The sequence below is a fragment of the Mycobacterium sp. NGS68 genome (assembly GCF_059812195.1).
In genome coordinates this window covers 24,692-50,181 of the sequence record NZ_JCALCE010000038.1, presented here as the reverse complement: position 1 = coordinate 50,181, position 25,490 = coordinate 24,692, and the positions used below count along the sequence as shown (strand labels likewise).

Here is a 25,490-nt window from a genome sequence, read left to right as displayed (position 1 = left end):
GCTACGTGCAGACCACCGGGTCGCGCGGGCTGCACGTCGTGGCGCCGCTGCGCGGTGACGCCGACTTCGACACCGTCCGGCACTTCGCCCGCGACGTCGCCGAACTGGTGGTCGCCGAGGACCCCGAGCACCGAACCGTGGCGGCCCGCAAGGACAAGCGCGGCGGCCGGGTGTATCTGGACGTGATGCGAAACGCCTACGCGCAGACGGCGGTCGCGCCGTACTCAGTCCGGGCCCGCGCCGGCGCGCCGGTCGCCACCCCGCTGGAGTGGGACGAGTTGGATGCCCGCGGCCTGCGCGCCGACCGGTACACGATCCGCGACATCCCCAAACGGCTGGCGGGGCAACGCGACCCGTGGGCCGACATGTCGCGGCATGCGCGATCCCTGACCGGGCCGCTGCGACGGCTGGCGAAGCTTCGTGCCTGAACTGCCCGACGTGGAAGGCTTCCGCCGCGAGCTTGCCCGCGCCCTGCCCGGCCGCCGCATCGAGCGCGTCGACGTGCGCGATCCCGGCGTGCTGCGCAACACGAAGCCCGCGGTGCTGGGCCGCCAACTGCACGGTCATCGCTTCCGCGACCCCCGCCGGCGCGGCAAGTGGCTGATCCTGCCCACCGACGGCCCGACGCTGTTGATCCACAGCGGGATGACGGGTCACCCGTACTACTGCGCCGACGGCGCGCAGCCTGAAAAGCACGAGCGGCTGGTCCTGACGCTGGATCGCGGCCAACTCCGCTACGCCGACCTGCGCAAACTGCGCGGCGTCTGGCTGGCCGGCGACGACGCCGCGGTCGCCGACCTGATCGGTCCGCAGGGCCCCGACGCGCTGGGCATCGGGCTGCGGGAGCTGCGCGGCGTCCTGTCGGGGCGACGCGGCGCGCTGAAGCCGACGCTGATGGATCAGGCGGTGCTCGCCGGGCTCGGAAACCTGCTGACCGACGAAATCTGCTGGCGCGCCAGGATAAACCCCAAGCGCTCGGTGGCCGACCTGGACACCGACGACGTGAAACGCCTGCACACCGCGACGAGTCGGGTCCTGCGTACCGCCGTGCGACATAGGCGGGTGCCCCGTCTGCCCCATTGGCTCACGGGGGTGCGCGACGACCCCGACCCGCACTGCCCCCGCTGCGGCACCGCCCTGACGACCGGGCGGGTGGGCGGACGCACGTCGTGGTGGTGCCCGCGGTGCCAGGCACGCTAGCGTGCGTCCGCCGATAGCCTTTGCGGGCGAGCCCGCGAGGGTCCTCAAAACGCAGGGCTCACGCGGTATTTCCCCCACATTTGGGGCCGCTCACGCCCGGCACACGCCGCCTACGAATCGTTTTGCGACGAAATCGGCAGGGCGGCAACGTCGCTGACGTTATCGGCGATGTGGGTGCGGTTCGACTCGGTGACGATCCACAGCGCGCCCTTGTCGAGGGAGTCCTGCGCGCCGGCGCCGGGCGCCAGCACCGCCGTCGAACCCGAGGAGAAGGACAGGATCTGCAGCGCCGGGGCGGGCGCCTGCCGGTTCCATCCGCCATCTGTGTGCGTCCACACGCTCGGAGGCTCCAGGGCAGTCAGCCGGCCACCGTCGCAGCGAAAACTCGCGTAGCCGACGCTGAGCGCACCGTGCGCGTCCCACCACAGGCGCGGGACGTTCGAGCGGATCTGGCCCTGGCCGGCCTGCACGCCAGAGGTCTGCGCAACCCCGTCCGCGACACCGCGGATCGTCACCGAAGCCTGATCGCACATGCGCGACGCGTTGGCATACGCCAATTGACCCCCGTCGCGGCTGAACGCCACCCTCGTCAAAGGAGCGCACCCGCTCGTCTTGCCCAGCGCCGAGACCGCGCCGTCGCGCACCAGGTAGAGGTTGTCCGGGCCGAGGCACGTGCCGGGCCTGTGGTCGAGCCTCGCGAACAGCAGGGCCGTCCCGCCGGAGCCGACGAGTCGGGGTTGCAGCACGTCGTTGGGGATCTCGCCGGCGCCGACGTCCGGCGCCGGGAATTGCAGCTTCGTGGCGGGCGACGGGACCGGGTGCTCCGCGCCGAGGTCCAGGCTGGTCAGCTCGCCCGCACCGTTGAGCCAGACGACCGTCGTCCCGCGCGCCGCCGCCACCTTGCCGGCGGCGCCGGGCGTCGCGACGGTCTGGGCCTTGAGCGTCACGAGATCGACGACGCCCAGCTGATCGCCGCCTTCGGCGGCAAAGACAAATCTGCCATCGGCGGTGAACTGCGGCGGAAAGATGTGGAAGAAGTTTCCCTTGGCCCGCGCCACCACTTGTCCGCCCCGGACGAGGCCCAATTCCTGATCCGAGACGTACGCGAAGGCCGCGTCGGGCACCGGCCGGCCGCTTCCGGTACCGCTCGGCGCGCTGGGGTGCGTGCACGCCGCGAGGGGAACCCACGCCACGACCGCGGACAACGCCGCGCGGCCCCACTTTCCCAGCGTGCTCACGAGACGCCCAGCACCGTCAGGGCGCGCCGATACGCCGCTTCGCGCCGGTCTTCGTGCGCGTTGAGTTCGGTCCACGAACCGCCACGCACCCCTTCGGTGATCCGGCGGAACTCTGCGAGTCCCGCATCGCTCAGACCCGCTCGGTCGGCGAGGACGTTCAGGTTCTGACCGTTGGCGGTGAGCTCTGGATTGGTCCAGTACCACGCGGCGATGCGGAAGGCGTTCTCGGGATCGGCTGCCCGTTCGGGCTGACTCTCCAGAAAAGGCATGTTCAGCCGAGGATCGCGGCTCGCGTCACGGTAGTGATTATGCCCGGTCAGCTGGATGGCGCCGCGGCCCTTGTAGCGCGGGCCGTCGCCCGGGTTGACATTGCCCATGTCCGTGCGGCCCTCGTATTCCGAACCGTCGGCGTATTCGGTCAGCGTGTTGAAGCCGTCGGTCTCGACCGACAGCTGGGCCAAAAACGCGGCCGCCCGTTGCGGGGTGTCGATGCCGTACTCCCGCATGGCCTCGTTGAGCTTCTGCTGATACAGCTGCGCCTTCGCCGGGTCGTTCGCGAGTTCCGGAAATATCTGCTTGAGCTGGTCAACCGTCACCAGAGGCGGCGGCGCGGGCGGCGCGCCCCCGACAGGTCGGCCGTTCTCGTCGAGTTGTTGATCGCCGACCGCCGCGCGGATGGCGGCGGCCAGTCCGTCGTCGACGCGTTCCGCCGCCGCCATGATGCCGCGGATCGTCAGGTCGTAGCCCGGCTGCCCTGGCCCTCTCGCTTCGAACGCGAGTGCCTGCTTGGCGTCCTTATTGTTCTCGAACCCGGGCTGGATGGTCACCGTGCCGTCGTCGGCGACGTTGAGGTGTTGGCCCGCCGCGAAGCTGAGCGCGGCCCGCAGGCTGGTCCGGACGGATTCGACGTCGTGCTCGGCGCGGTCCACCGCCGCGGCCACCCGCGCGGACTCCCGCCCGTCACCCTCGATGTCGACGCGGTGCCGGTTCATCGACTGGTGAAATGCCTGCCCGGCGTCACCGCCCCAGTCGGCCAGCGTGTTCTGCACCCGCTGCAGGTGGGTGCCGAAGTCGGCGAACGTCTGCTCGCGGGTCTTGACGATGCGGAAGACGTCATAGATGGCGGCCGGGTCCCAGCGCAGGATGTCGGGGATCGTCAGGGTTACCAACGGTTTCCCCGCGTGGGAGTCGTCACGACGAGAGGTTCTGCTGTGAATCCCGCTCCGTCGAGGCGAAGCGCTTCGCGGCCGAGGCCATCGATTCGCCCGTCGCCGCGGTGCGGACGCGGTGGTGCTGGTGGCGGGACTCCCAATGCGTCGACAGCTCCTGCAGCGCCTGCTGCGAGGACCCGACCCAGCCCGCGGACGCTTCGGTGATCCCGGTCTCGTGGCTCACGAATTGCCGATCCGCGTCCGCGATCGCATACCCCGTTTGGCGTGCGCCCCTCGCTACCTCCTCGGGATTGACCCGCACCCGATCCGCCACGACGCACGCCCCCTTTGCCACGGTGTCCAACTTCGATCCGACACCTACCGTAGGGTGCCGCGAGTGGTTATACGACGGTCATGCGCAAGGTCATCGCCGCTGCCCTAGCAGGGCGTCCAAGTCGGCGATCGCGCGCAAGGTGTCGTTGAGGTGAGTGCAGGTGCTGGTGCCGACGAATTCGCCGCGGACCCGCTCTCGCAACTCGGTGAGGCTCATGCCGCGGACCCGCGCGGCGCTTCCGATGGCACCGGGGCATTCCTGCCACGGCAGCACCCGCACCTCGGCCTTCACCGAGGTGATGGTCCGCGTCGGATCGTCCACCGTCCCGGTGACCGTGTACTCGTGCACGATCGTCTCGACGCCGTCGTCGTCCATGTGAGAGTCCCGGAAGTGCGCGTCGAACCCCACCGTCTCGGCGTCCACCGGCCACGCGTCGAGCCGGCGGAACCTGCGCATCCCGCGCGGCCTCAGCGGCTCGGCGTCGTGCAGGCCGTCCAGCGGCGGCGCCACCGGCCCGCGGCCGGTCGGAATCACGTCGTGTCGGCGGGCGTAGTCGATCAGCGACGCGTCCGGCGCGAAACCCGCGCAGATCCCAGCCATCCGGTCCGCGACACCGGCCGGCATCTTCTGCTCGACGCCCAGGACGATCGCCGTGTGCTGGGTGCCGTACCCGGACACCAGCGACGCGCCGACCCAGTCGTCGAGTAGCAGGTGCAGCAGGCTCGCTTTTCGTGCTTCGTCGGGCAGCAACGCGCCGACCTTCGACCGGAAACCGGGGCCGACGCGACAGCCCCGCAGCGCGTCGAGACGGCCGTCCGGCGGCGTGCAGCCGATGTCGTCGATGACGAAATTGAGCAACCGCGCGTCGACGCGGATCTCGCCGAGCACCTCGACGCCGTCTGCCCCCGTCGCGTCACGGGCCCGGAGGTCGACGACGGAGCCGCGCGCCGCGTCGGGGTGGGTGTCGATGGTGCTGGTACGACGCAGCCGACCCGCCACCAGCGGCGACGCCCCTTCGACGGGCCGCCTCGGCCCCAGGATGTCCGTGACGAACGGCATCCCTCAGACGGTACGCGCGAGCGTAACGTGGCCGCGATTCCGACCGCCGAGTTTCGCAGTGCCGTTACGCTCGCGAATCGTCGGTTCCCGCCTAGGGCTTCCACCCGGTCGCGTCGGCCCACTCCCAGGCCCGCCGGTAGGCGTCGAGGAACCACGGCTCCTTGGCGGTGACGTAGCGGATGAGGTCACCACCGCCGCTGGCGTCGGCGGCTCGCTTGACCTCCAGATAGTCTTCGCGCACACCGGGATTGGCCTTGAGCCAATCGACGAACAGCAGCGCGAACTGCTGGTTGGGCCACCCGGCCACCCGGATGTGCACATTCGTCGGCCGACCGGGATCGGCTGAGGCGTGAATGCGTTTGTGCCACAACGCCGGATCGTCGCTGTGGTCGAGGCCGGCGGCGGTGCTGCGGGCGTCGGTCTTGGCAGCGTCCTGGGTGATGTGTTCCAGCCGCGGATAGCCGGCGGTCAGCAGAGGTTCGACGAGTTCGTCTGCCACATCGAGGGATTCGACGGTCACCTGGATGTCGATGACGTCCTTGGCGTCGAGTTCCGGCACGGCCGTGGAGCCGATGTGGTCCACCCGCAATGCCCGATGCCCGCAGCAGGTCTTCAATCGGTTCACGATCCGCAGCGCCTGATCCGGCCAGGACGGGTCGGCCGCCACCACCCTGGCCGCCGCGCGGGCGGGCTGTCGCTCGGTCAGGTTGTGGGCGAACGGCAGGATCCGGTTGTACCAGACGTCGCGGGCCTTCTCGACCAACTCCTCCTGGGTGCCCGAGTTGTCCAGCCAGATATCGGCGACGGCACGGCGCTGCTCGTCGGTGGCCTGCGCGGCGATTCGGGCGCGGGCGTCCTCCTCGGTCATGCCGCGGACCTCGGTCAGCCGCCGCAACCGCACATCCACGTCGGCGTGCACGATGACGACGAGCGGGAACAGCGGCGCCATCCCCGACTCGACCAACAGCGGAATGTCTTCCACCACAACGGCATCCTCGGATACCGCCGCGATGATCTCCGAGCGTCGTTTGGCGACCAGCGGGTGGACGATGCCGTTGAGCTTCTTGCGTTCCTCCTCGTCGGCGAAAGCCTTGGCGGCCAACGCCGGCCGATTCAGCGCGCCGTCGGGCAGCAGGATGTCCTCGCCGAAGGCGTCGACCAGCGACGCCAGCCCTTCGGTGCCCGGTTCGACCACCTCACGGGAGATGACGTCGCCATCGACGATGATCCCGCCGCATTGCTCGAACGTGGCGGACAGCGCCGACTTGCCGGCACCGATGCCGCCCGTCAGCCCGATGCGCAGCATCCGCGCAGATCAGGCGTTGCCGGCGAGCTTTTCCCGCAGCGCGGCCAGCTGGGCGTCGCTGGCCAGCGACCCCCCTGCCGACTTCTCCGAGGAGCTGCTGCTGGACGACGACTGACCGCCACCACCGTGGTCCGCGGCCTCCGCGGCGGCGAACTTCTCCATCTGCGCGGTGTGCATCTTGTGCCGGCGCTCGGCCTCCGCGTAGCGGGCCTCCCACTCGTTGCGCTGGGCGTCGAAACCTTCCATCCACTCGTTGGTCTCCGCGTCGAAGCCCTCGGGGAAGATGTAGTTGCCCTGCTCGTCGTAGCTGTCGGCCATGCCGTACTTGGCGGGGTCGAACTCGTCGGTGTAGTCCTCGTTGGCCTGCTTGAGGCTCAGCGAGATCCGGCGCCGCTCCAGGTCGATGTCGATGACCTTGACCATCGCGTCGTCGCCGACGGCAACCACCTGGTCCGGCACCTCGACGTGACGCTCGGCCAGCTCGGAGATGTGCACCAGGCCCTCGATGCCCTCCTCGACGCGGACGAACGCGCCGAACGGCACCAGCTTGGTGACCTTGCCCGGCACGATCTGGCCGATCGCGTGGGTGCGGGCGAAGTGCCGCCACGGGTCTTCCTGAGTGGCCTTCAGCGACAGCGAAACCCGCTCGCGGTCCATGTCGACGTCGAGCACCTCGACGGTGACCTCGTCGCCCACCTGCACCACCTCGGACGGGTGGTCGATGTGCTTCCAGGACAGCTCGGAAACGTGCACCAGGCCGTCCACCCCGCCCAGGTCGACGAACGCGCCGAAGTTGACGATCGAGGAGACCACACCCTTGCGGATGGTGCCCTTCTGCAGCTGGTTGAGGAACTCGCTGCGCACCTCGGACTGGGTCTGCTCCAGCCAGGCGCGGCGGCTCAACACCACGTTGTTGCGGTTCTTGTCCAGCTCGATGATCTTGGCCTCGATCTCCTTGCCGATGTACGGCTGCAGATCGCGGACCCGGCGCATCTCGACCAGCGACGCCGGCAGGAAGCCGCGCAGGCCGATGTCGAGGATCAGGCCGCCCTTGACGACCTCGATGACGGTGCCCTTGACGGCCTCGTCCTTCGCCTTGAGCGCCTCGATGGTGCCCCAGGCGCGCTCGTACTGCGCGCGCTTCTTGGACAGGATCAGGCGGCCCTCTTTGTCCTCCTTGGTGAGAACCAGGGCCTCGACCTCGTCGCCGACGGAAACGACCTCGTTGGGGTCGACATCGTGCTTGATCGAGAGTTCGCGGGCGGGGATGACCCCTTCGGTCTTGTAGCCGATGTCGAGGAGCACCTCGTCCCGGTCCACTTTGACTATCGTGCCTTCGACGATGTCGCCATCGTTGAAGTACTTGATCGTTTTGTCTATTGCAGCAAGAAAGTCCTCGCTGGTGCCTATGTCGTTGACGGCTACTTGCGGCGAGGTGACGGTGGGACTCGGCATATTGTTGGGTTGCTCCGGACAGGGTTCATCGTAGGGACAATTCGGGATTGCCTATTGAGGCTACTCGACGGGCCCTAGCTGGCCAAACTCACCCCTTCCGGGTGCGCCCCACGGAATCCGACACCAGCCCGCCCGGCATCAGCCACTGGTCCGGCTCGCGGTTGATGAACTGCGCGAGCGCGTCGGCGACCTCCTGCGACGTCTCCTGCACGGCATCCCTGACGTTCTGCTCGCTACCGTCGGCCGGGATGGCGACGCAGATCGGCGGCCCGAATACGGGTTCGCGCTGGTGTTTGTGCTGGAAGACGGCACCGGGGACGATCAGCGCTCCGGTGCGCAGGGCCAGCAGCGCCGGTCCCGGACCGACCGGGCGCTTGACTCCCGCCAGGTCGACCTGAATGGCCTTACTTGTGCCACCCTGCGCGCTCTCTCGGGCCCGGAAATAGTCGCCGGCCACCGCGACGATCCGGCCACGGCGCAGGGCGTCCGCCATGGCCGCGGTGATGCTGGCTCCCCCGGTGCGATCGACCGTGATGAGTTCCAGCTGCGCTTTCTGCGCGCCGCGGCTGATCACCCACTGCATCAGGGCGCGCTGCCGGTTGGCGACGACGGTGGTCGGCAGACCGTTGAGCGCGAGCACGATCGGCAGCGCCGCGTACGAGCCGAGGTGCGGGAACGCGACGATGGCGCCCACACCGGCGGACCGGCCGGCGTCGAGGGCGGCGTGGATGGGCGATGGGTCGGCGATCCGGAAGCGCCGCAGCGCCGCGGCGCGCGTGGTGCCGAGGAACCAGATCGCGTCGTTGGCGTTGCGGACCAGGGCCCGGTACATCGCCTGGACCGGCCGCCACTTGCGTGGGGAGAACTGCGCCGTCGGGTCCACGTTGTCGCGGAAATCCTGCAGCACATTCAGATGCTGGGCGCGGCCCCGCCAGTAGACGAGCCGGGCGAGCACGGCCAGCACCGCGTCGGCGGCGGGCGCCGGCAGCAGCCCGAACAGCTTGGAGAACAGCACCAGCGGGTACCGCACGAACGGCTTGCGCTCGGCCGCCTCCGACATGCTAGTGCGCCGCCGCGTCCCAGCTACGTCCGTAGCCGACCGACACCTCGAGCGGCACGTCCAGCGGGTAGGCGCCGCCCATCTTCTCGCGGACCAGCTCCTCGAGTCGGTCACGCTCGCCCGGCGCGACCTCGAAGAGCAGCTCGTCGTGGACCTGAAGCAACATGCGCGACGCCAGGTTGGCCGCCTTGATCGCCTTGTCGACCTCGATCATCGCCACCTTGATGATGTCGGCGGCGCTGCCCTGGATCGGGGCGTTGAGCGCCGCCCGCTCGGCGGCCTCGCGCACCTGGCGGTTGGAGCTGTCCAGTTCCGGCAGGTAGCGCCGCCGGCCCAGCACGGTGGAGGTGTAGCCGTCCTTGCGGGCCTGCTCGACGACGTCCATCAGGTAGTCCCGCACCCCGCCGAATCGGGCGAAGTACTGGTCCATCTGCTCCTTGGCCTCTTCGGTGGAGATCTTGAGCTGGGCGGACAACCCGTAGGCGCTCAGCCCGTAGGCCAGCCCGTACGACATCGCCTTGACCCGGCGCCGCAGCTCGCCGGTGACCTCCTCGATGGGCACGCCGAACGCGCGCGACGCGACGAAGGAGTGCAGGTCCTCTCCGGTGTTGAAGGCTTCGATCAGGCCCTCGTCGCGGGACAGGTGCGCCATGATCCGCATCTCGATCTGGCTGTAGTCGGCGGTCATCAGCTCGGCGAAGTCGCTGTCGTTGGAGCCCGTGCCGACCACGAACGCGTCGCGGATCCGCCGGCCCGCGTCGGTGCGGATCGGGATGTTCTGCAGATTCGGCTCGGTGGACGAAAGCCGGCCCGTCGCGGCGATGGTCTGGTTGAACGTGGTGTGGATCCGGCCGTCGCCGGCCACCGAGTTCAGCAGCCCGTCGACGGTGACCTTCAGCCGGGTGACGTCGCGGTGGGTCAGCAGATGCTGCAGGAACGGGTGTCCGGTCTTGTCGAACAGCGATTGCAGGGCGTCCGCGTCGGTGGTGTAGCCGGTCTTGGTGCGCTTGGTCTTCGGCATCCCGAGCTCGTCGAACAGCACAACCTGCAGCTGCTTTGGTGAGCCCAGGTTGATCTGCTTGCCGATCACGGCGTACGCGGCCTCGGCCGCGTCGCGGATCTGGTCGCCGAAGTGGCTCTGCAGCTCGGTGAGCATCCGCAGGTCGACGGCGATGCCGGCGCGTTCCATCTCCGACAGCACCTGCTGCACGGGCAGCTCCATGTCGCCGAGCAGCGCCGTGGAGTCGATGCGGGCCAGTTCCTCGTCCAGCGCGTCGGCCAGGTCCACGACCGCGCGGGCCCGCAGGATGGTGGTCTGCACGGCCTGCTCGTCCACGCCGCCCGCCTCATCCAGGTCGTCGAGCAGCGAAAGCTGTTGTTGTTCAGCCGTTTCCGCGCGCAGCTCGCGGCGCAGGTAGCGCAGCGACAGGTCGTCGAGGGTGAAGCTGCGCTGGCCGGGACGCACCAGGTAGGCGGCCAGCGCGGTGTCGGAGGTGACGCCGCCCAGCGTCCAGCCGCGGCCGGCGAGGTCGTGCATGGCCAGCTTCGCCTCGTGCAGGGCCTTGGGCTTGTCGGGGTCTGCCAGCCAGGCGGCCAGCGCGGCGTCGTCATCGGGGGTCAGCGTCGCGGTGTCGAGGTATGCGCCGTCGCCGTCGGCCGCCGCAATGGCCAGCGCGGTGGCGTCGCCGTCGTGCGGCAGGTGGGTGCCGACGACGGCCAGCCCGGCGCGGCGCCCGTCGCTGGCGTGTTCGGCCAGCCACTGCCTGACCGCGCCGGGTTCCACAGCGCCGCCGCGGACGTCGAACCCCTCGTCCACCTCGGGCTCGACGGCGGCCAGCGTGTCGAACAGCCGGTCCCGCAGCACCCGGAACTCGAGGTCGTCGAAGAGCCGGTGGATCTGGTCGCGGTCCCAGGGCTGCAGCCGCAGCGTGTCCGGGGTCTGCGCCAGCGGCACGTCCTTGACCAGGTCGGTCAGCTCGCGGTTGCGCACCACGTTGGCCAGATTCGCCCGCAGCGCGTCGCCCACCTTGCCGCGCACCGACTCGACGTTGTCGACCAGTTCCTGCAGCGAGCCGTACTCGACGATCCACTTGGACGCGGTCTTCTCCCCCACTCCGGGAATGCCGGGCAGGTTGTCGCTGGGATCGCCGCGCAGCGCGGCGAAGTCCGGGTACTGCTTGGGCGTCAGGCCGTACTTTTCGACGACGGCGTCCGGTGTGAAACGGGTCAGTTCGCTGACGCCCTTGCGCGGGTAGAGCACCGTCACGTCGTCGCTCACCAGCTGCAACGAGTCCCGGTCCCCGGTGACGACCAGCACCCGGTAGCCCTCGTTCTCGGCCTGGGTGGCCAGCGTGGCGATGATGTCGTCGGCCTCGAACCCCGCCTCCGCCAGCACCGTGATGCCCAGCGCCCCAAGCACTTCCTTAGTGATGTCGATCTGGCCGCGGAACTCGTCCGGCGTCGACGAGCGATTCGCCTTGTACTCCGGGTAGCGCTCCGAGCGGAACGTCTGCCGCGACACGTCGAACGCGGCCGCGATGTGTGTGGGCCCCTCGTCGCGCAGCAGGTTGATCAGCATCGCGGTGAAGCCGTAGACCGCGTTGGTGGTCAGGCCGCCGCGGGTCTTGAAGTTCTCCGCCGGCAGCGCGTAGAACGCGCGGAACGCCAACGAGTTGCCGTCCAGGAGCATCAGCGTCGGCTTGGCTTGATCTCCGCCATCAGGGGCGCCTTGTTCCGCCTTGCCGGCGGCGGTCCTGGCTGGGCTCACGGCCATAACTCTAGGCATCGCCGCCGACATCGCCGCAGCCGCTCATTTCCCCCGCGGCGGGAGCTAACTGGAACACGTTTCAGTTTTTCCGCGGTGATGAGTAATCTGGCGTGGTGACAGAAGCTCTCGAGAAGGCCCAGCCTGCGATCGAAGGCTGGTTCGCCGCCGACGACGCCGGAAAACCGCACCTGATCGGCAGCAAATGCCCCCAGTGCGGCACCTACGTATTTCCGCCCCGCGAGAACAACTGCCCCAACCCGGCATGCGACAGCGACTCACTAGAGTCCGTCGCGTTGTCGACCCGCGGGAAGCTGTGGAGCTATACCGAGAACCGCTACCCGCCACCGGCGCCGTATCCGGCCCCGGACCCGTTCGAACCGTTCGCGATCGCCGCCGTGGAGCTGGCTGACGAGGGCCTGATCGTGCTGGGCAAGGTGGTCGAGGGCACGCTGGCCGCGGACCTGAAGGTCGGCATGGAGATGGAGCTGACGACGATGCCGCTGTTCGTCGACGCCGACGGTGTGCAGCGGATGGTGCACGCCTGGAGGATCGCCTGATGAGCCCCGAACCGCTGTACATCCTTGGCGCCGGCATGCACCCCTGGGGCAAGTGGGGCCGGGACTTCACCGAATACGGCGTGGTCGCCGCGCGGGCCGCGCTGCGCGAGGCGGGCCTGGACTGGCGTCAGATCCAGCTGGTCGCCGGGGCCGACACGATTCGCAACGGCTACCCCGGCTTCATCGCCGGGTCGACCTTTGCGCAGAAGCTGGGCTGGAATGGCGTGCCGGTCAGCTCCAGCTACGCCGCGTGTGCCAGCGGGTCGCAGGCGCTGCAGAGTGCCCGAGCGCAGATCCTGGCCGGCTTCTGCGACGTCGCGCTGGTGATCGGCGCGGACACCACGCCGAAGGGCGCGTTCGCGCCGGTCGGCGGGGAACGCAAGAACGACCCCGACTGGCAGCGGTTCCACCTGATCGGCGCGATGAACCCGGTGTACTTCGCTCTGCTGGCGCGGCGCCGGATGGACCTGTACGGTGCGACCGTGGAGGACTTCGCGCAGGTGAAGGTGAAGAACTCACAGCACGGCCTGCAGAACCCGAATGCGCGCTACCACAAGGAATCCTCGGTCGACGACGTGCTGGCCAGTCCGGTGGTCGCCGACCCGCTGCATCAGCTCGACATCTGCGCAACCTCCGACGGCGCGGCCGCGCTTGTGGTGGCGAGCGCGGAGTTCGCCCGTAAGCAGCTCGGCTCCCTGGATGGCGTGCCGTCGGTGCGCGCGGTCAGCACCGTCACCCCGCAATACCCGCAGCACCTGCCCGAATTGCCCGACATCGCAACGGATTCCACCGCCGCTGTGGCCGCGCCGGAGCGGGTGTTCAAGGACCAGATCCTGGATGCGGCGTATGCCGAGGCGGGCATCGGGCCTGAAGACGTGAGCCTGGCCGAGGTCTACGACCTGTCGACCGCTCTGGAGCTCGACTGGTACGAGCACCTGGGGCTGTGCCCCAAGGGCGAGGGCGAGGCGCTGCTGCGGTCCGGGGCCACGGCGCTGGGGGGTCGCGTGCCGGTCAACCCATCCGGCGGCCTGGCGTGCTTCGGCGAGGCCATCCCCGCGCAGGCGATCGCCCAAGTCTGCGAGTTGACCTGGCAGCTGCGCGGGCAAGCCACCGGGCGTCAGGTGGAGGGTGCGACCGTCGGCGTCACCGCGAACCAGGGGCTGTTCGGGCACGGGTCGTCGGTGATCGTGGCGCGCTAAGTGTGGTTCTGCTGCGTCCCGGGCTTTGACTCTGCGGCGACTGCGAACTTGTGCGAGTAACCCCCACGCTCACCGCAGAGCCAATCGCGGAGCGCCCGCCCCGGGCTTTGAGTCTGCGGTGACTGCGAACTTGTGCGAGTAACCCCCACGCTCACCGCAGAGCCAATCGCGCCGCGCGCCGGCGCGTCGGCGTTACTCCGCGGGGTCGGACAGCGTCTCGAGGACGATTTCGGCGACCCGCTTCATCGTCGTGCGCCGGTCCATGGCCGCCCGCTGTATCCACTTGAACGCCTCGGGCTCGGTCATGGCCTGCTTGGCCTGCAGCAGGCCCTTGGCCCGTTCCACCAGCTTGCGGGTCTCCAGCCGATCGGACAGCGTCGCTACTTCGTGTTCCAGCGCGCTGAGCTCTGCGAACCGGCTGACGGCCAGCTCGATCGCCGGGATCAGGTCGCTGATGGTGAACGGCTTGACAAGGTAGGCCATCGCTCCCGCGTCGCGGGCACGTTCGACCAGATCGCGTTGGCTGAACGCGGTGAGCACCACGATGGGGGCGATGCGCTTGCTGGCGATCTCCGACGCGGCGTCGATGCCGTCGCGGCGGGGCATCTTCACGTCCATGATCACCAAATCGGGCTTATGCTGCTCGGCCAGCTCGACGGCTTCCTGCCCGTCGCCGGCCTCGCCGACGATGTCATACCCCTCCTCTCGGAGCATCTCAGCGAGGTCCAGTCGAATGAGCGCTTCGTCTTCAGCGATCAGGACCCGACGCGGCGGAATGGCGTCGGCGTCGGTCGTTGAGCCGGTCATGACGGACATTGTGTCGTGAGCGCCTGTGACCAGCGAGCGCGGGGGTACGGATCTGCTGTGGTCGGCAAGCTCCTCTAAGGTATGGAGGCCGGTACAACCCGGATGGGCCCTCGTATCCCAACTGGCAGAGGAAACGGATTCAAAACCCGTACAGTGTGAGTTCGAATCTCACCGAGGGCACCAGAAAGACCAGCTCAGAGCGGATTATTGACCGACACGCTTAAGTGCGACCCGTCCGCAGTCCGCACACAGTCCGCAGGAACGGTCTAGGATGCGGACTATGACGACCCCGAAACGCAGCATTCGCGCAGGTGTAGAGGACCGCTGGCACCGGCCGGCCCGGCGCGGCGAGCAGGTCAATTGGCCCGCCGACCAGGCAGGCGGCCCGGTGTGGTGTGTTGATCCGAAACACACGAAAACGCCCGGAACGGGCAAAACGGTCTGCACCGTTCGCCACGGGCAGGGTAAGCGCTGGCTTGCCCGATGGGTCGACCATAAGGGCAAGGAAACGACCGAGGCATACGAGAAGCGCGCCGACGCCGAGCGGCGCTGCGACGCCGAGAAGACGGCACTAAACACTGGCACTTACGCAGACCCGCGCCTATCGGCGGTTGATTTCGGGACCGTCGCGGAGGCGTGGCTTAAGACCAAAGAGGCCGCTAAGCGGGCACCTAAGACCGTCGCCGGGTACCGAGGATTGCTAGACGTGGTGATCTTGCCCGAGTGGAAAGATGAGCGGCTTAGAGACATCGACCACGAGCGCATACAGACGTGGATCGCGCGACTATCCACCGACCCGGCAGCGCGCACACGTAAACGAAAGAGCGACCCGGATGCAGGACTGTCCCCCGCGCGGGTAGTCCAGACTCACCAGATCGTCCACCAGGTGTTCGCCTACGCCATGCGGAGCGGATACCTTGCGACTAATCCGGCAGATGAAATCACCTTGCCGAGCAAGCCGCAAAGCAAGGATTTGGCGCTGACACACGAGCAGGTGCGCCAACTCGCGAATGAGACCGCGAACGCCGAGGCGTCGGTACGACACCGCGCCGACACGGCCCGGCCGGGCATACCGCCAGAAGCTCTCGCCACGATGGTCCGCGTGCTGGCGTACAGCGGCCTAAGGGTTGGCGAGTGCGCCGCGCTGCGCGTCGGAGACGTGGACGCCGAGCGCCGTCGAATCATGGTCTCCAAGTCGATTACCGGCGTGCGCGGCCGGGGACGGATCGAGGGAGACACTAAGACGCACCAGAAGCGCTCCGTGCCTATCCTGACGGCGGCGCTGGCCGACGAACTTAAGCGCCTTGTGAAGGGGCGGGACAGCTCCGAGTTCCTGTTTCCCGGCCCGGACGGCGGCTCTATGACAGTTGGTTGGTTCCGGGTTCGGTTCGACAAAGCAACGGCCAAGCTCGGCTTAGAGGGCGTTACGCCGCACACGCTGAGGCACACGGCCGGATCACTGGCGTTGTCTGAGGGTGCCTCCGTGGTTACTACGTCGAAGCTGCTCGGTCACCGGAATGTCTCGACTACGGCCAACATCTACAGCCACATGATTGACGGCGATTGGGACCGGCTTGCGGCGGCGATGGATAAGGCGACGCAAGCAACGGACGCCTAGAGCCGTCTCACATTCTGGGACGGTGGAGTGCCGTGGAGAGCCGTGGAGAGAATGGTCGAACGAGTTTTCGACTATCTCGACAACTTGTCACCCCAACCCGGTAAAGTGTTAATCACTGGTGGACGCATACAGCATCGGACATCGAACGCGTCCAGTTCGCGCAATCTCGCGCGGGTAGCCCTAACGGCGGGGGCTTATTTTGCGCTGCCGAAAGCACGAAGGAACCAACGTGTCCGATTCAGAGATCATTTACGCAGATGAGGTCGCCAAACTGCTCCGTCGCAGCTTAGACACCGTTCGTTACTGGGACCGTATTGGCAAGGTGTTGCCGCCGTCTTACAAGTTGGGCCGTCGTCGGTATTGGCGTCGCTCCGAGATTGAAGCTCTCATTCCTCGCTGAATAGGTGTGGAATGGTGGCTAATTGTGAATCAAAGCAAGTTTCTGTTATCTGCGTCACAAGAGCGGGAGCTAAGTGCAAAATCGCGGGGGCTAAAAGCTATTATGGTATTACGACAAACTAGATGGGTGGAGTCTCCGCAACTTGCCGGGGTACGTCACCCATGAGCAACGCACGCAAGAAGCGCGCGGACATAGCCGACGCTCCCGGATGGCAACTCAACGAAGATGCCGACGTTTTCCATCGTGGCCACAAAGTTAAGCCGCGTGGTCGAGGCGTCCCACTTGTCGATCTAGGCCCAGAATATCTGGGGGCCGTGAAGCCCGCTTACGGCGACGGCAGTACCGAACGGTTCCTAGACGAGATCATGGCGTGGACGTATCACGGCCCGCCGCCGATTCGCGCACACAAATATGTACACGTTATCCATTTTGACGGCGACTGGAATAACTGTGGCGCGGACAATATCGCGTGGGCCGTGGACCCTGAATGGTCGGAACTTGAGATGCGCTCCAACATGAGGCAAGTCCACACGGGCGCAGTGAAGGTTAGACGAATGGGCGAATTTGAGTTCGTACCGATTGATGACGGCAAGCCAGGTCAACGGCGTTCCACACACATTATGGAGCCGCCACAGAACAGGGTGCAAGATTGGGACGCGCTGTATGGTGAATACAAACTTCAAGCCTGAAAGCGGGCTTTAGATGCCAGCCATCCGATTCCTTAAAGTCGCAGATGAATGGACGTACAGGATCAAATTCAGCTACTACGACGCAACGGCGGTCGAGATTATCAAGCACGTGGTTCCGTCACATGCGCGTAGCTGGTCACCGAGAAACAAAGAATGGACTGTGAAACACGGCCATGCGCGCAGCGTTGCCGCCACACTTACCGCCGCCGGCTTCCGGGTGAGCGGAATCAACGTCGATCAGGAGAACGACCAATGAGAGATACAGGCGTGTTGAACGTACACCCGGAGGGATTCGAGTTCCTCATAGATGAAACGCGGACGATGGTAGGGGTTAAAGCATTGCTGAATGATGGCAGCTTTTCGCCGACCGTTAAGAGCATCCTTATCCCGCTTGCTGCGGAAGATGCGTACCGCGTTGGGTCTATGCTCGTGGCCCATGCCGATTTCCTTACGGGGCGCGAACCGCGCAAATGGGAAAAGTAACGGCACTGAGAGCGCCGTACAGACCCGAACACCCGCCGCCATTTATACAACCTCCGGCGGTGGGTGTTCATTCACATATGGGCCAGTAAAGGTCACTAAACGGGGAAACAATTGATAGCAGTAATACAACACACCGGCGGGTACACGCTAACCCGGAACGGGGAACCGTTAGCGACCGTGACAGCCGACGAACTAAGCGAGCTTAGAGGGCAACTAACGGGCGCGTCTGAACTTAACGACCGGTACACGACAGCCACTCCGGCTAAGGCCCGGCTTATGCGATGGGTTAAGCCGAGCACCGACTAAACGCGCAGGAGCTTAAGTGATCCGTATTCCAGCCAGCGACGGCGGACCCGACTACGCGCTACTACTTAACGGACCCAACCTCGTCTTAAGCCGTAACTCCAAGAAAACCGGCCGGTACAACAGCATCAGCATGTTGCCGGGTGACGTAGTAACCATCTGTAACCAATTAATCGACCAACTAGAACAGGACAAACAAACTAATGACTAACACCGTAATCTCTCCCGACAGCTACGACTTTCTTCTGAGCGAAGGGGACGACAAGACACTGATCGGTCTTAAGGTGAACACCGCTCAGGGCAGCATCACTATCCCTATGACTAGCGAGGATTCGTTTGTCGTTGGCCGGATGCTTGTCGCTCACTCTGACTTCGTTGAGCAGCGGCCGGTGCGCAGGTGGGCCGCTGGCATCGCACCAATCAGCTAAGTGCAGCGCCCATGTATCGGCTGCGGGTGCCTAATCGCCAACGGGTCCAGGTGCTCACCGTGCAAACCCAAGCCACGACCAACACCCCGCCGCAAGGGACGAACAGCGACGGACTGGACATGGCGCAAGGTGTCGGCGGCTCAGCGTAAGCGGGTGCCGTTCTGCGAGCTACGGCTATGGTGCTGCACCGGCCGCGCCGATACCACCGACCACATTGTGCCGCCGGGTGAAGCGCCCGAGCTGGTACATGAGCTGCTTAACCTCCGGTCGGCTTGCCGCGCCTGTAACGGCGCGCGCGGTAACCGTTGCACCGACGCTGAGCGTCAACAAGTGCGAGACGCCATTAAGGCACGCGACGACCGGCGCGGGCGCTACTACGTGTCACTTCACGAATAGCGCGATGATGTTGCCGAGCGCGCCGAGCACCGCGCCGCTACCGATCAACACCGGCCCGCGACTGCGCTGCCACTTTGTCTCGGCGTGCTCAAGTATCGTGACGCCGCCACCCGTCTCTCGTACGTAGGTGGTAACGGTCAGAAATATGCCTAGAACCTCAACGATCACGGCCACGACGTAAATCGCCAAGAGCACGAATGTCATGCGGGCAGACGCTACGGCAACGGTCTGATAAGAACCCGCAGCGGTGACGGTGGGCGGCAGAGCGCCATCCCCCGACAGCAACTCCACCGCCCACCTACAGCGGCTCCATCCCCCGATGGAAGCGCTGCTGGCCGCTCCCAACCACGGGAATATGTGCGGCCAATTGTCAAGGTAGCTGCGCGAGGCCAGTTCCCAACACGGTCTAAAGTCTGCATTGTGCCTGATTTAGCGCCATGACCTGCAGAAACACCGAGAAATTGATCTGAGCAGCGCCGCGATTCGGCGGCCAGACACCAGGGGGATGGTCCCCGAAGCGGTCGCGCCTCCCCTCGAACAGCCAGCACAGGGCCGATTACTCTCGCCGCCGCCCGAGCGACCGGAAGAGCCGGGTCCAGTTCCGCTCCTTATAGCGGTAATAGGCCAAGCGACGTTGTTTGTCTATTTTTTGCGTAACGTCGATGAGCTTATCGACGCTGGCACGCGTGGTCTCAAGCGAGTCCTTCAGTTTATTCTCAGCATCGTATCGCTTTCGGTATGACTCTTGTTCGGTTAGGTCCTCAATCACTCCCGGCGGCATTTTTGCCATTCTTAGCATTGTCCAATTTATGTCGTTCTTCAACAAATTTGACTTTAAAAGACTGACATATCTTGGAGCAGGAGAAATTATACCTTCTGATATGGGGATAAGGCGATCTCTGGCTTCGCTCAATATTGCAGGAATGTCCTTCGGCAGATCGCCAGCGTTCTTTAATTTATATAACGCGCTACTAATCTCAGGCTTTACCGCAAAGAGAATCTCTAGAAGGTCATTACGCAGTTTCGATTGCCGAACACGCACCGGCTCTTTTGTCGACCGCCAAAGGTTGTACAGGCCAAGCGCAAGACCGCAGACACCTGCCAATTGGTATACGGCAGTTAAGTGCAACATTGTTAGGAGTTTACTTTGAGGGCTGGCCCGAAACGGGCCGTTGATGACAGTGTGTTGCCGTTTCGGCCACGGTCGAGCGGCTCGACGCGGTTCGCCGCGTTCTGCGAAAAATTCGTCATTGTGCCCAAGGGCACTGGCTCCGGCGGACCGTTGAAGTTGCGGCCGTGGCAGCGAGCATTGGTCGGGTCGGTGCTCGATGCCGAGACGCAGCCCCGCGTCGCCGGGTGGTGTCTGCCGCGAGGGCAAGGCAAGTCCACGCTCGTGGCCGCACTCGCCTTGTACGAGCTGATGACCGGCGGCGACGGCGCGACCGTGATCGTGGCCGCCGTGGATGAGCGCCAGGCGGGCATCGTGTTCGGTGTCGCGGCGCGGATGGTGGAGCTAAGCCCGGAGCTACAGAGCCGTGTGCAGGTGTTTAAGGACCGTTTGGTAGTGCCGTCGCGGGGCGCGTCGTTTACGTGCTTACCGGCGTCACCGGCCGCACTTGAGGGTTTGGATTACACGCTGGCAATCGTTGACGAGATCGGCCGCGTGTTGATCGAAACGTGGGAAGTGATCGCACTAGCGCAGGGTAAGCGGGAACGCTCGACGCTGATCGGCATTGGCACGCCGGGACCGAGCGAGGACAACGTTTTAGCGCGGCTCCGTGCTTATTCGCTTGAGCATCCCGAGGACGAATCACAGGTGTATGTCGAGCACAGCGCTGCCGGTTTTGAGGATCACGCGGCCGATTGCGAACACTGTTGGGAGCTGGCGAATCCGGCCTTAGACGACTACCTGCACCGCGACGCGTTGCGGGCGCTGTTGCCGCCGAAGTCGACTGAGGCGCACTTTAGGCGAGCCAGGCTTTGCCAGTTCGTCGGGCCGATGGAAAACGCGCTTGTCACTGCTGAGATGTGGGACGACTTGTGCACCGGCTACGGCATCCCGGACGGTGCCGAAGTGGTGCTTGCTGTCGATGCAAGCCTGAAGGACGACAGCACGGCAATCGTTGTCGGCACTGTGGCTAAGGTGCCGGATTTCGACAGGGCGGCGGTGTGGGTTAATCCCGGTGATGACGCGTGGCGGGTGCCCGTGCTCGACGTGGAGCAAGCGATTAGAGACGCGTGTGAGCGGTGGAAGGTGCGCGAGGTCGCGTACGACCCGTATCTGTTTACGCGCTCTGCGCAGATACTCGCGGCTGAAGGGTTGCCGATGGTGGAGTTTCGGCAGTCGCCAGAACGCCAAACCCGAGCGACTAACGATCTGCGTAGCGCGCTGGTTAATGGGCAATTGGCGCATTCGGGTGATGAGTTTTTGCGTAGGCATGTGCTTGCGGCGACGGTGGTGGAGACGGATAAGGGTATTCGCATTGCGAAAGCCGGCCGCAGTAAGCACGCACCGAAGATTGACTTGTGTACTGCGTTGATGATGGCGCATTCTCGCGCTACGTGGTTGGCGTCGCAGGCTAAGCCGCGTAAGCGAACCGTATCGTTCGCCTAACTGAATACAGAAAGACAACTGAATAAATGAGTTCTGATCTACTTGTGGAGCTTTTGCAGGCGCTCGACGCGCCGCAGCACCACTACGCCAATCTTGAGCGGTACGCGTCCGGGCGGCAAAAGCTGGCATATTTAAGCCCAGAGGCGAGGATCGCTTTACCGGCGCTAAACCGGATCGTCAGCAACATTCCCGGCCTTGCCGTGACCAGCCTTGCCGAGCGGCTCCGCATTACCGGCTTTAAGGGTGCTGATCTGTGGGCCGATTGGCTAGCCAACGATCTTGACCAGACCAGCCAGATTTTGCACCGCGAAGCGCTGACGCTCGGCGATTCGTACGTGATCTGTTGGGCGCGGCCCGATGGTTCACCGCTGGTAACCGTGGAGAGCGCCAAGCAAGTCGCGGTGATCCGCGACCCGGCGACGCGCGAGATTACGAGCGCGGTGAAGCGCTGGACGACTAAGACGACAACCGAGGCGTGGCTTTATCTGCCGACTGAGCTTCAGCACTGGCGCGCCAACACGGTAGGCGCGGCGACGGCGGCATTCGAGCTTGTCGAGACGCTGGATAACCCGCTCGGCGTGGTGCCGGTTGTGGGGTTCTGTAATCAGCATTCGATTCTTGGACGCGGTAATAGTGAGATTGACGATTTGATTCCGCTCGTGGACGGGTTGAATGCGACCCTTGCCGGGCTTGCGGTAGCGCAGGAATACACGGCCCGGCCGCGCCGCTGGGCTACCGGCATCGAGCTTGTCGAGCGGCCGAAGCTGGACGACGCCGGTAATCCGGTGCTCGACGGTGACGGGCAGCCGGTCTTGGAGACGGTGAACCCGATTCCCGAGGGCAACCGGGCCATGCTGTCGGAGAACGAACAGGCGAAGTTCGGGCAGCTCGACGGCGCGGACCTTGCGGGCTACGAGAACGCGGTGAACATTTGGCTCGGTCAAATCATGGCCGTGTCCGCGCTCCCGGCGCATTTTGTTGGAATCACCACAGAGAACCCGTCAAGCGCCGAGGCATTGCGGGCCAGTGAAGCATCGTTGACCGCCCGCGCCGAGGCACGGCAAGCAGTATTTGGCCGCTCGTGGGAGCGGGTGGCGAAACTCATGGTGGTTATCCGCGATGGCGTGGCCGTGGATGCGGTGGACGTAAATGTGCAATGGTGCGATCCGTCGTCACGCTCGACTAGTGCGGATGCCGATGCAGTGACCAAACTTGTGCAGGCGGGCATTCTGTCCAAATCCGGTGCACTGAGGAAACTCGGCTACTCCGCTGATGAGATCGAACAGGAACGCCAGGACACCGAGCTAGATGCTCAGGCTGGCGCTAACCCGGAAGTTTCAGTTGCTTACCGCAAGTACGCGGCAATGCTGCTTAACGACGACAAGACGAAGGGCAATATTTAAATGGATGACACGACGCGGCCCGATGCCGCAAATGACGCGCCCATTAACACGCAGAGCGGCGAAACGGGCGCAGGCAATACGAATACTGCTGACGCGGCAGAAAATGCGCCAGGCGCGCAATCAAACGCAAATGCGGACGAATCTGCTGGTGACACATTCCCGCGTTCTTATGTTGAGGAACTGCGCAAGGAGTCCGCCGGGTACCGCGACCGTGCTAAGCAGGCTGAGGAACGTGCCGACGCACTGGCTAGGCAGCTACACCGCGAGGTTGTTAAGGCTACGGCGCGTTTGGAGAATCCCGAAGATTTGCCATACGACGCCGAACACTTAGACGACGCCGACAAGCTGGCCGCTGCGCTCGATGCGCTGCTTACCGACCGGCCTTATCTCAAAGCGCGCAAGGTAACCGGCGACGCCGGCCAGGGCAATCGCGGCGACTCGGCTACCGGCGGGGTAAACCTGCTCGGGCTGTTGCGGGGCGACCGCTAACGCGCCAGACGCGCACAAACCTAAACCCGCCCCGGTGGCGGGCATAACTGAATAAACAACTTAATAAGGAATAACTGAATATGACAATTGCAACTCCGTCGAATAACTCGACGCTGATTGCTTCGCAGGTACAACAGCTACTTGTGCAGCCGCTTGAGCAGGCTTCTTCTTTTCTAAGTGCCGGCCCAATCATTATCGACTCTAATCAGCCGGTTCGGATTCCGCGCATTGCCAGCGGAGTTACTGCTGGATTCGTTAGTGCAGGTTCGCTAATCGCGGATAGCAGCGTGACGTTCGATGAGGTCACCGCGTTGCCGTCTACGCTTAAGAGCCTCAAGGTTTGGTGCCCGTTGAGCAACGAACTTATCCGGGGCGCTGCGGTTACTGGACTGGATTCCATTGTGAAGGCCCGTCTTGTGACCGACGTTAGTAACGCTCTCGACGCATCCCTGTGGGACGGCGACGGCAGCTCGAACACCGTTAAGGGTGTGCTGCGCCAGTCGGGTATCGCTACCGGCACGCTCGACTTGACGGACCCTGACAGCCTGATTGACGCGATGGCGACCGCGCAGGGCAACCACGTTGCGGCGTCGCACTGGGTGATGACTTCCGCGAGTTTCGCAGCGCTGCGCAAGCTGAAGGTTGGCGAAGACGACGCGCGGTACATCTTTGACCCGTCAACGATTCAGAACGGGACGGCTTTCCAGCTGTTTGGGCTGCCGGTGATTATCTCGGATACGGCTATTCCGGCTGTGTCGACTAAGAATCGTGTGGCGCTGGTGGACTTCAGCAAGGTCGCCGTTGTCCGGGACACCGACGCGCAGGTATTCATCGCTGACCAGACGCTTGCGAATTACGACACGGTGGCTATCCGTGTGACTCTGCGTATGGACGTGGCGCTGTTGCAGGCTAAGGCCGTCACGCTGCTGACCGAGGCTTAATTGTGGCGGCACCGACAACGGATGACGTGTCCGCTCTGTTGGGCAAGGCTGTCGACGCCGGGCAGGCTACGGCCGTGCTCGGCGTCGTCTCCGCGATGGCGTCGAGCTACACACGCGGCGAGGGATTCACGGCGGGGGAACCGAACGACGACGTTCGCGCCGTGATCCTCACCGCAGCGGTGCGGTTGCTGACGGACACGTCTCAAATCACCGCAGGGCGACAAATGGGGCCGTTTCAGATCAACTACCGCGCCGGGTTCGACGGCTGGTCGACGGCCGAGCTAGCGGTACTGAACCGGTATCGCGTACGCGCCTGTTAGCTTGACGGACTTTAGATTTGCCGCACATAGGAAGTGCGGTAAGCGGTAAGGCACCCGTGGTCAAACTCTTCAAAGGAGGGACCCCGCTTACGGAACGGGCGGGTGTCACCTATCGCAACCCGCCGGGGCAACGATGCTTCGGTGGGCGCAAACAAACATTGACGACTGACTGACGGTTGGTAGTCACCGAAGTTTGCGGCTTAACGAAACGGGCCGGGCTTACGCGGCGGGTAGCTTCCCTGCACACACGCGCAAGCCCGACCCAACTCCTTATTCGGTGTGGGGCGTCGGGTGGTGAGGACTTAGGAAACCTCACCGCCCGGCGCTCACCGCTCTAAAGCTCAACCGTGATCGGCGCACCGTCTGACACGGTGTCGTCATCGAACACGGTCCCGGCCGGATAGACGAGCTCGACAACGCGGCCGTTGGTCCGGTATCGGCTGACGCCGTTGGCCGACTGCCGCCAGGGCGCGAAGTCAAGCGCGGGTGCTTTCACTCTGTGCCTCCTGATGTTGGCCCGGCTAGGTGTTGCGGGCGCTAAACACGGATCGTACGGCCGATGTGTCGAAACATGTTGCAAGACAGCGAAAGTCGTACATGGCGTGTACGCGGCGGCCCCGCTCGGCCAGTCCGCGCCAGTCCGCACGCAGTCCGCACGGCACCAACCAGCGGCCACCGACGCCCACCGGTGACGGCAAGAGAAAACTGGCACTGAGCTGCTACTTCACTCCCCCAACCACCAATCTCCACAATTCGGCACCAATACCCGCGACCTGCGGTTTTGCTGTCAGTACGATTTCAAAACCCGTACAGTGTGAGTTCGAATCTCACCGAGGGCACCACAAGTGTGCAGTCGACTGGCTCCGCCGCCGTGGCGGTGTTCGTTCCTGGTTCTTTACTTCGGTTCCGGATATTCGCCCCGCGCGACTGTAAATGGCTCTTTTAACCGCCCGGATATTTAAGCACTCTGATTAGTTTGGTAGCTGATAACGGGAAATTTAAACGTAACCCAGCGACTCGTCGGTAACATTACCGCCTAGTAATATGCCGCCCGGCGTCCGTCCTTCAACTTCTGGCACATCAGTCACATTGCGACACACCCGCAAACCCCTGGGCCGCGCAGACGGACCCCCGGTGCCAGCAATCAACTGAAGCGTCCAAATCTCGGCCCTTAGAAGTGCATCTGCCTCCGCGAGTCATCTCTCAGCAAATCCTTGCGGCAACCATCGTCGCGATCGACAGTATCTCCTGGTCCCCAAACGTCACGATCCAG

At 64.9% G+C, this 25,490-nt stretch carries 26 protein-coding genes and 1 tRNA gene; 15 read left to right on the top strand and 12 right to left on the bottom strand.

From position 1 onward, the window contains the following. Together ligD and AC5Y5V_RS27025 are read left to right on the top strand one after the other, a co-directional pair. Nucleotides 1-428 (top strand): non-homologous end-joining DNA ligase LigD (gene ligD / locus AC5Y5V_RS27030; RefSeq protein ID WP_499941301.1); only part of this gene is annotated, 428 nt, incomplete at its 5' end. Continuing rightward, entirely contained in the window at nucleotides 421-1,200 is a 780-nt protein-coding gene (locus AC5Y5V_RS27025) for an Fpg/Nei family DNA glycosylase (protein ID WP_499941299.1), read from the top strand. The genes ligD and AC5Y5V_RS27025, both read left to right, overlap by 8 nt. 110 nt (nucleotides 1,201-1,310) lie before the next feature. On the opposite strand, the gene AC5Y5V_RS27020 is transcribed toward AC5Y5V_RS27025, so the two are convergent. The 8 genes from AC5Y5V_RS27020 to polA all read right to left on the bottom strand — a co-directional run bounded on the left by AC5Y5V_RS27020 (nucleotide 1,311) and on the right by polA (nucleotide 11,492). Then, nucleotides 1,311-2,438: a hypothetical protein gene (locus AC5Y5V_RS27020; RefSeq protein ID WP_499941297.1), complete on the bottom strand. Its 1,128-nt coding sequence runs from the start codon at nucleotides 2,436-2,438 to the stop codon at nucleotides 1,311-1,313. Beyond that, nucleotides 2,435-3,607, bottom strand: a complete 1,173-nt coding sequence (locus AC5Y5V_RS27015; RefSeq protein ID WP_499941295.1) for a glycoside hydrolase family 19 protein — start codon at nucleotides 3,605-3,607, stop codon at nucleotides 2,435-2,437. The genes AC5Y5V_RS27020 and AC5Y5V_RS27015 overlap by 4 nt, the downstream gene beginning before the upstream one ends. Nucleotides 3,608-3,629: 22 nt before the next feature. Beyond that, entirely contained in the window at nucleotides 3,630-3,923 is a 294-nt protein-coding gene (locus AC5Y5V_RS27010) for a hypothetical protein (protein ID WP_499941292.1), read from the bottom strand. 90 nt (nucleotides 3,924-4,013) lie between these two features. After that, complete coding sequence (locus tag AC5Y5V_RS27005; protein ID WP_499941290.1) at nucleotides 4,014-4,982, bottom strand: DUF2889 domain-containing protein; 969 nt, start codon at nucleotides 4,980-4,982, stop codon at nucleotides 4,014-4,016. A gap of 91 nt (nucleotides 4,983-5,073) precedes the next feature. Next, nucleotides 5,074-6,288, bottom strand: coding sequence for a dephospho-CoA kinase (gene coaE, locus AC5Y5V_RS27000; RefSeq protein WP_499941288.1), 1,215 nt, complete (start codon nucleotides 6,286-6,288; stop codon nucleotides 5,074-5,076). Between the two features lie 9 nt (nucleotides 6,289-6,297). Further along, entirely contained in the window at nucleotides 6,298-7,743 is a 1,446-nt protein-coding gene (gene rpsA / locus AC5Y5V_RS26995; protein WP_499941286.1) for a 30S ribosomal protein S1, read from the bottom strand. An 88-nt stretch (nucleotides 7,744-7,831) separates the two neighbouring features. Then, nucleotides 7,832-8,803, bottom strand: coding sequence for a lysophospholipid acyltransferase family protein (locus tag AC5Y5V_RS26990; protein WP_499941284.1), 972 nt, complete (start codon nucleotides 8,801-8,803; stop codon nucleotides 7,832-7,834). Between the two features lies 1 nt (nucleotide 8,804). Next, nucleotides 8,805-11,492, bottom strand: a complete 2,688-nt coding sequence (gene polA / locus AC5Y5V_RS26985) for a DNA polymerase I (protein ID WP_499941305.1) — start codon at nucleotides 11,490-11,492, stop codon at nucleotides 8,805-8,807. A 191-nt stretch (nucleotides 11,493-11,683) separates the two neighbouring features. Between polA and AC5Y5V_RS26980 the strand changes: the two genes are divergently transcribed. Together AC5Y5V_RS26980 and AC5Y5V_RS26975 are read left to right on the top strand one after the other, a co-directional pair. Then, nucleotides 11,684-12,127, top strand: a complete 444-nt coding sequence (locus tag AC5Y5V_RS26980; protein WP_499941282.1) for a Zn-ribbon domain-containing OB-fold protein — start codon at nucleotides 11,684-11,686, stop codon at nucleotides 12,125-12,127. Next, entirely contained in the window at nucleotides 12,127-13,326 is a 1,200-nt protein-coding gene (locus AC5Y5V_RS26975; protein ID WP_499941280.1) for a lipid-transfer protein, read from the top strand. The genes AC5Y5V_RS26980 and AC5Y5V_RS26975 overlap by 1 nt, the downstream gene beginning before the upstream one ends. Nucleotides 13,327-13,518: 192 nt before the next feature. Here AC5Y5V_RS26975 and AC5Y5V_RS26970 read toward each other — a convergent pair whose 3' ends face one another. After that, nucleotides 13,519-14,133, bottom strand: coding sequence for an ANTAR domain-containing response regulator (locus tag AC5Y5V_RS26970; RefSeq protein WP_499941278.1), 615 nt, complete (start codon nucleotides 14,131-14,133; stop codon nucleotides 13,519-13,521). Nucleotides 14,134-14,239: 106 nt separating this feature from the next. Between AC5Y5V_RS26970 and AC5Y5V_RS26965 the strand changes: the two genes are divergently transcribed. The 6 genes from AC5Y5V_RS26965 (at nucleotide 14,240) to AC5Y5V_RS26940 (ending at nucleotide 18,450) form a co-directional block, all read left to right on the top strand. After that, nucleotides 14,240-14,316 (top strand) — tRNA-Leu (locus tag AC5Y5V_RS26965). Nucleotides 14,317-14,413: 97 nt separating this feature from the next. Then, nucleotides 14,414-15,751 carry a tyrosine-type recombinase/integrase gene (locus tag AC5Y5V_RS26960; protein ID WP_499941276.1) on the top strand — a complete coding sequence of 446 codons (1,338 nt, stop codon included), beginning with the start codon at nucleotides 14,414-14,416 and terminating at the stop codon, nucleotides 15,749-15,751. A 229-nt stretch (nucleotides 15,752-15,980) separates the two neighbouring features. Then, on the top strand, nucleotides 15,981-16,151 hold the full coding sequence (locus tag AC5Y5V_RS26955) for a helix-turn-helix transcriptional regulator (protein WP_499941274.1): 171 nt from the start codon (nucleotides 15,981-15,983) through the stop codon (nucleotides 16,149-16,151). 161 nt (nucleotides 16,152-16,312) lie between these two features. Further along, nucleotides 16,313-16,840 carry a hypothetical protein gene (locus AC5Y5V_RS26950; protein ID WP_499941272.1) on the top strand — a complete coding sequence of 176 codons (528 nt, stop codon included), beginning with the start codon at nucleotides 16,313-16,315 and terminating at the stop codon, nucleotides 16,838-16,840. Nucleotides 16,841-16,853: 13 nt separating this feature from the next. Next, a complete protein-coding gene (locus tag AC5Y5V_RS26945; RefSeq protein ID WP_499941270.1) occupies nucleotides 16,854-17,096 on the top strand; it encodes a hypothetical protein in 243 nt (80 codons plus the stop codon). Nucleotides 17,097-18,054: 958 nt separating this feature from the next. Next, complete coding sequence (locus tag AC5Y5V_RS26940) at nucleotides 18,055-18,450, top strand: HNH endonuclease (protein WP_499941267.1); 396 nt, start codon at nucleotides 18,055-18,057, stop codon at nucleotides 18,448-18,450. Here AC5Y5V_RS26940 and AC5Y5V_RS26935 read toward each other — a convergent pair. Together AC5Y5V_RS26935 and AC5Y5V_RS26930 are read right to left on the bottom strand one after the other, a co-directional pair. Beyond that, entirely contained in the window at nucleotides 18,436-18,741 is a 306-nt protein-coding gene (locus AC5Y5V_RS26935) for a hypothetical protein (RefSeq protein ID WP_499941265.1), read from the bottom strand. The two genes, AC5Y5V_RS26940 and AC5Y5V_RS26935, sit on opposite strands and share 15 nt — an antisense overlap. 265 nt (nucleotides 18,742-19,006) lie before the next feature. After that, a complete protein-coding gene (locus tag AC5Y5V_RS26930) occupies nucleotides 19,007-19,582 on the bottom strand; it encodes a hypothetical protein (protein ID WP_499941262.1) in 576 nt (191 codons plus the stop codon). A gap of 15 nt (nucleotides 19,583-19,597) precedes the next feature. Here AC5Y5V_RS26930 and AC5Y5V_RS26925 point away from each other — a divergent pair, with 15 nt between their 5' ends. The 5 genes from AC5Y5V_RS26925 to AC5Y5V_RS26905 all read left to right on the top strand — a co-directional run bounded on the left by AC5Y5V_RS26925 (nucleotide 19,598) and on the right by AC5Y5V_RS26905 (nucleotide 24,217). Then, entirely contained in the window at nucleotides 19,598-21,064 is a 1,467-nt protein-coding gene (locus AC5Y5V_RS26925; protein ID WP_499941260.1) for a terminase large subunit domain-containing protein, read from the top strand. A 26-nt stretch (nucleotides 21,065-21,090) separates the two neighbouring features. Further along, entirely contained in the window at nucleotides 21,091-22,467 is a 1,377-nt protein-coding gene (locus AC5Y5V_RS26920; RefSeq protein WP_499941258.1) for a phage portal protein, read from the top strand. Beyond that, the gene (locus tag AC5Y5V_RS26915; RefSeq protein WP_499941256.1) at nucleotides 22,468-22,956 is read left to right on the top strand and encodes a hypothetical protein; all 489 of its coding nucleotides are present in this window, start codon (nucleotides 22,468-22,470) and stop codon (nucleotides 22,954-22,956) included. Nucleotides 22,957-23,036: 80 nt separating this feature from the next. Beyond that, nucleotides 23,037-23,897, top strand: coding sequence for a phage major capsid protein (locus AC5Y5V_RS26910; RefSeq protein ID WP_499941253.1), 861 nt, complete (start codon nucleotides 23,037-23,039; stop codon nucleotides 23,895-23,897). A gap of 26 nt (nucleotides 23,898-23,923) precedes the next feature. Beyond that, nucleotides 23,924-24,217 carry a hypothetical protein gene (locus tag AC5Y5V_RS26905; RefSeq protein WP_499941251.1) on the top strand — a complete coding sequence of 98 codons (294 nt, stop codon included), beginning with the start codon at nucleotides 23,924-23,926 and terminating at the stop codon, nucleotides 24,215-24,217. 334 nt (nucleotides 24,218-24,551) lie between these two features. Here AC5Y5V_RS26905 and AC5Y5V_RS26900 read toward each other — a convergent pair whose 3' ends face one another. Continuing rightward, nucleotides 24,552-24,713, bottom strand: coding sequence for a hypothetical protein (locus AC5Y5V_RS26900; RefSeq protein WP_499941249.1), 162 nt, complete (start codon nucleotides 24,711-24,713; stop codon nucleotides 24,552-24,554). Nucleotides 24,714-25,490: the final 777 nt, after the last annotated feature.

Bases quoted from the DNA above. Each gene is read 5' to 3' on its own strand.
- AC5Y5V_RS27005 (WP_499941290.1), bottom strand. From the start codon at position 4,982: ATGCCGTTCGTCACGGACATCCTGGGGCCGAGGCGGCCCGTCGAAGGG.
- coaE (WP_499941288.1), bottom strand. From the start codon at position 6,288: ATGCTGCGCATCGGGCTGACGGGCGGCATCGGTGCCGGCAAGTCGGCG.
- rpsA (WP_499941286.1), bottom strand. From the start codon at position 7,743: ATGCCGAGTCCCACCGTCACCTCGCCGCAAGTAGCCGTCAACGACATA.
- AC5Y5V_RS26990 (WP_499941284.1), bottom strand. From the start codon at position 8,803: ATGTCGGAGGCGGCCGAGCGCAAGCCGTTCGTGCGGTACCCGCTGGTG.
- polA (WP_499941305.1), bottom strand. From the start codon at position 11,492: ATGCTCCTGGACGGCAACTCGTTGGCGTTCCGCGCGTTCTACGCGCTG.
- AC5Y5V_RS26975 (WP_499941280.1), top strand. From the start codon at position 12,127: ATGAGCCCCGAACCGCTGTACATCCTTGGCGCCGGCATGCACCCCTGG.
- AC5Y5V_RS26970 (WP_499941278.1), bottom strand. From the start codon at position 14,133: ATGACCGGCTCAACGACCGACGCCGACGCCATTCCGCCGCGTCGGGTC.
- AC5Y5V_RS26960 (WP_499941276.1), top strand. From the start codon at position 14,414: ATGACGACCCCGAAACGCAGCATTCGCGCAGGTGTAGAGGACCGCTGG.
- AC5Y5V_RS26950 (WP_499941272.1), top strand. From the start codon at position 16,313: ATGAGCAACGCACGCAAGAAGCGCGCGGACATAGCCGACGCTCCCGGA.
- AC5Y5V_RS26945 (WP_499941270.1), top strand. From the start codon at position 16,854: ATGCCAGCCATCCGATTCCTTAAAGTCGCAGATGAATGGACGTACAGG.
- AC5Y5V_RS26930 (WP_499941262.1), bottom strand. From the start codon at position 19,582: ATGTTGCACTTAACTGCCGTATACCAATTGGCAGGTGTCTGCGGTCTT.
- AC5Y5V_RS26920 (WP_499941258.1), top strand. From the start codon at position 21,091: ATGAGTTCTGATCTACTTGTGGAGCTTTTGCAGGCGCTCGACGCGCCG.
- AC5Y5V_RS26915 (WP_499941256.1), top strand. From the start codon at position 22,468: ATGGATGACACGACGCGGCCCGATGCCGCAAATGACGCGCCCATTAAC.
- AC5Y5V_RS26910 (WP_499941253.1), top strand. From the start codon at position 23,037: ATGACAATTGCAACTCCGTCGAATAACTCGACGCTGATTGCTTCGCAG.